Source organism: Synergistaceae bacterium, assembly GCA_017444345.1.
Classification (GTDB): domain Bacteria; phylum Synergistota; class Synergistia; order Synergistales; family Aminobacteriaceae; genus JAFUXM01.
The window spans coordinates 1-3,058 of record JAFSWW010000035.1 but is presented as its reverse complement, the minus strand read 5'-3'; the positions used below and the strand labels follow the sequence as shown (position 1 = coordinate 3,058).

The window sequence follows — 3,058 nt, the reverse complement described above, 5'->3', positions numbered from 1 at the left end:
GCACTGCCATATATCATGAAATTCTTAAAAACTTTCGGCTTCAGCAATTAGAGTCAGAGTGAGCAAGCCGCCGTCGGGGTGGGTGGGTGGGAGACGGCGGCTGAAAAAATTTTTATGCACTATTACAGCTGTTTATGACTTTCATTTTTTGACTCACATAATTCTTAACGTTATCGAGTCCTTCTGCGCCGTATTTTTTCGGGTCAATTGTGCCGGGGTGTTCGCTTAAATATTTCTTTACGCCTTCTGTGTATGCTATTCTTAAATCCGTAGCGTAATTTACTTTGCAGACTCCTAATTTTATGCACTCTATAACTTGATCATCAGGGACTCCCGAAGTTCCATGCAAGACTAAAGGCACATTTACTAATTCATGAATCTTTGCGAGAACATCAAAATTTAATTTGGGAACTCCTTTATAGACTCCGTGCGCGGTGCCTATTCCTACAGCCAGCGAATCACATTCAGTGCGTGAGACAAATTCTTTAGCTTCGTCTGGGTCTGTAAATGGATTCTCGTCGGGATTAATTAAATCGTCTTCTTTACCTCCAACGCGGCCAAGTTCAGCTTCAACGGGAATTTTTGCGGCATGGCAGAATCTCACGACTGAACGAGTCAGCTCAATATTTTCGTCAAATTTTAATTTGCTCCCGTCAATCATTATTGAAGTATAACCGGACTTCACAGCCAATGCAGCCATCTCGAAACTATTTCCGTGATCTAAATGACATACTACGGGAATTTTTACACGTTCGGCAGCTGCTTTTATGTTAGCAAAGTAAAAATCAAATCCCGCAAATTTTACAGTTCCCGGGCTTGTCTCCATTATGACGGGCGAGCGGGTTTCTTCGGCAGCTTTCAGGACAGCTAACACCATTTCCATATTTTCTATATTGAAGGCTCCGACGGCGTATTTGTTTTCCTGAGCATCCAAGAGCAAATCTCTTGAAGTAACAAGCAAAATTTTATTCCTTCTTTCTTATCAAGTAACTTAACAGCTAATTAACTTTTACGGCGTAATTATAATCTTCAGCGCATGAGACAACAAAATTTTTAACGAGTGAGTCAGCTTTTAAATCAAGCAATTTATCACGGACTAATTTATATTGACGCGGCATAAATTGACTTAATAGTCCCGCCGGAATCTCGACACTATCAATATTTGCGAATAATTTATTAATAGCTGCTTTAATTTCCGGTAAACTGAAATAATATCGGCACCTGTCAGAATAGCTGTATTTTCTCGCAAGAAATTTATCAAGTTCCGAGCCGTGATAGTGTTTTCGCCAGTGTTCAGGATTAGCAAGCATTACACTTTCTAAAATTTCCATAAAATTTGCGCGTTGATTTTCCGGTATTAGTTCACGCTCGATAAAGCTCAAAGCAAATAAGCCTTCACGTAACGCAAAAGTCAAAGCCGGCCCGACCTTGAGAATCTTGACTCCGTCTTCTGCCATTTCCCGTAATTTCTCCCTAGTCTGATAGTCCGTTGAATGTCCCTCGAATACTAAATCAGGGTGATTCTTGAGCGAGTCCGTTAATTCCTTTGCTGCCCCTCTATTATAAAAATGTACGTCCTTATCTCCGAATTCGACTCCGGGCTGTACAACAACAGCAATAATATCGCGCCATCTCTCTGATAAATTATGATCGTCAAATTTTCGCTTATAAATTTTTAGCGTGTTCTCGAAATCTTTAACTCTTGTAACCTGTAATTTATCGTCTTCTTCTTGAGAGCCGCCCGGTATGGGAACTTCAGAACCTATTATGTAAACCGGCCGAATCTCTTCAGGATTTGAGCGTAATAATTCCTGATATGCTTTCTCGCACTCGTTTAATAGAATCGCTCCCCGTTCTGCAATAATTTCATCTGAGAGTCTTTCATTTACTGGGTCATCAGATAATTTCATGCTTGTGTCTAAATGAATTTTCTTGAATCCGGCCAAGACAGCGAGTCTAACAAGTTCACGAGCGTTTTTCATGGCTTCAGATTCCGTCAAGTTCGTCCAAGTCAACGGGCCAAAATGATCAGCTCCGAGAATAATTTTATCGCGCGGAAAATTAACTTTATCGGCAATCTTGAAAACATAATCGCGAAAATCTGCCGGAGTCATTCCTGTATAGCCGCCGAATTGATTAATTTGATTCGATGTTCCCTCGATTAAGACATAATCATTAAATTTCTTGCCCTGCTCAAAAATTGCCTCGATCACTAATTCATTAGCGCTGCAATATGAAGGGATCCCGAATCTCTGCCCAGTTCTTAACTCAAGCAAGGGATTTAATTTTGTCATTTATTCAGACCTCCTGATTAATAAATATAATAAAAGCTCCCCCGTCTATATTAACAGAGGAGCATAAACTTGCAAAAATTTTTATTTCTCGTCGGCCCATAAACCTTTTTTGCCTTCTCTTGCCTCGCGCTGGAATCTCACGAAAATTTCAGAATATCGCGAATTAGGCTGCACTGTCATAACTTGAGCATAACCGTCGAGCAATAATTTAGCATTAAACATTTTTGTTCTGATTGCAACTTCGTCATTGTCCATTTCACCTTTTGAAGGCTCCTCAAGCCACACATAAGCGAGCATTCTATCATATCTATCAAGCGCGCTCACGTCTGTCTGAAGCCACACGGTTTTATTTGCTAATTGTGATTTCGTGAAGTTGCTTGCTTCTTTGCCGTAAAATTCAACGGGTTTATTTGGGTGGACTGTCTCAGGAGTGTTGACTCCTAAAAATCTAACTCGCTGCTTCTGGTATCTCTTACCGTCGGGGAATATGAACGAGACAATAGCCGTGTCGCCGTCTACAACTCTTTCAATTTTTGCCTTGTAAAGAGTGTTGCGCCGAATTTCGAGAATTTCAAGAGCGTTAGGGCCTTTGTGATAATGATATTCGCCCGTTTCTTTGTCGACATGTCCGCCCTTAGAGTCAAGTTTGCCCGGGTGAGCAAAGCAGGTACAAGAAAGTGCTGTTACAAGAATTACTGCGATGATAATACGCTTTAACATGATAAATCAAATCCCTTCACTAAAATATTAAATCATAAATTATC

Annotated in this window: 3 protein-coding genes; all 3 read right to left on the bottom strand. The window is 40.5% G+C overall.

Annotated features, from left to right (window positions below; genetic code table 11):
- Positions 1-112 precede the first annotated feature (112 nt).
- Entirely contained in the window at positions 113-961 is an 849-nt protein-coding gene (locus tag IJS99_02100; GenBank protein MBQ7560614.1) for a class II fructose-bisphosphate aldolase, read from the bottom strand.
- Between the two features lie 37 nt (positions 962-998).
- A complete protein-coding gene (locus IJS99_02095; GenBank protein MBQ7560613.1) occupies positions 999-2,294 on the bottom strand; it encodes a class II D-tagatose-bisphosphate aldolase, non-catalytic subunit in 1,296 nt (431 codons plus the stop codon).
- Positions 2,295-2,375: 81 nt separating this feature from the next.
- Positions 2,376-3,014: a thermonuclease family protein gene (locus IJS99_02090; GenBank protein ID MBQ7560612.1), complete on the bottom strand. Its 639-nt coding sequence runs from the start codon at positions 3,012-3,014 to the stop codon at positions 2,376-2,378.
- Positions 3,015-3,058: the final 44 nt, after the last annotated feature.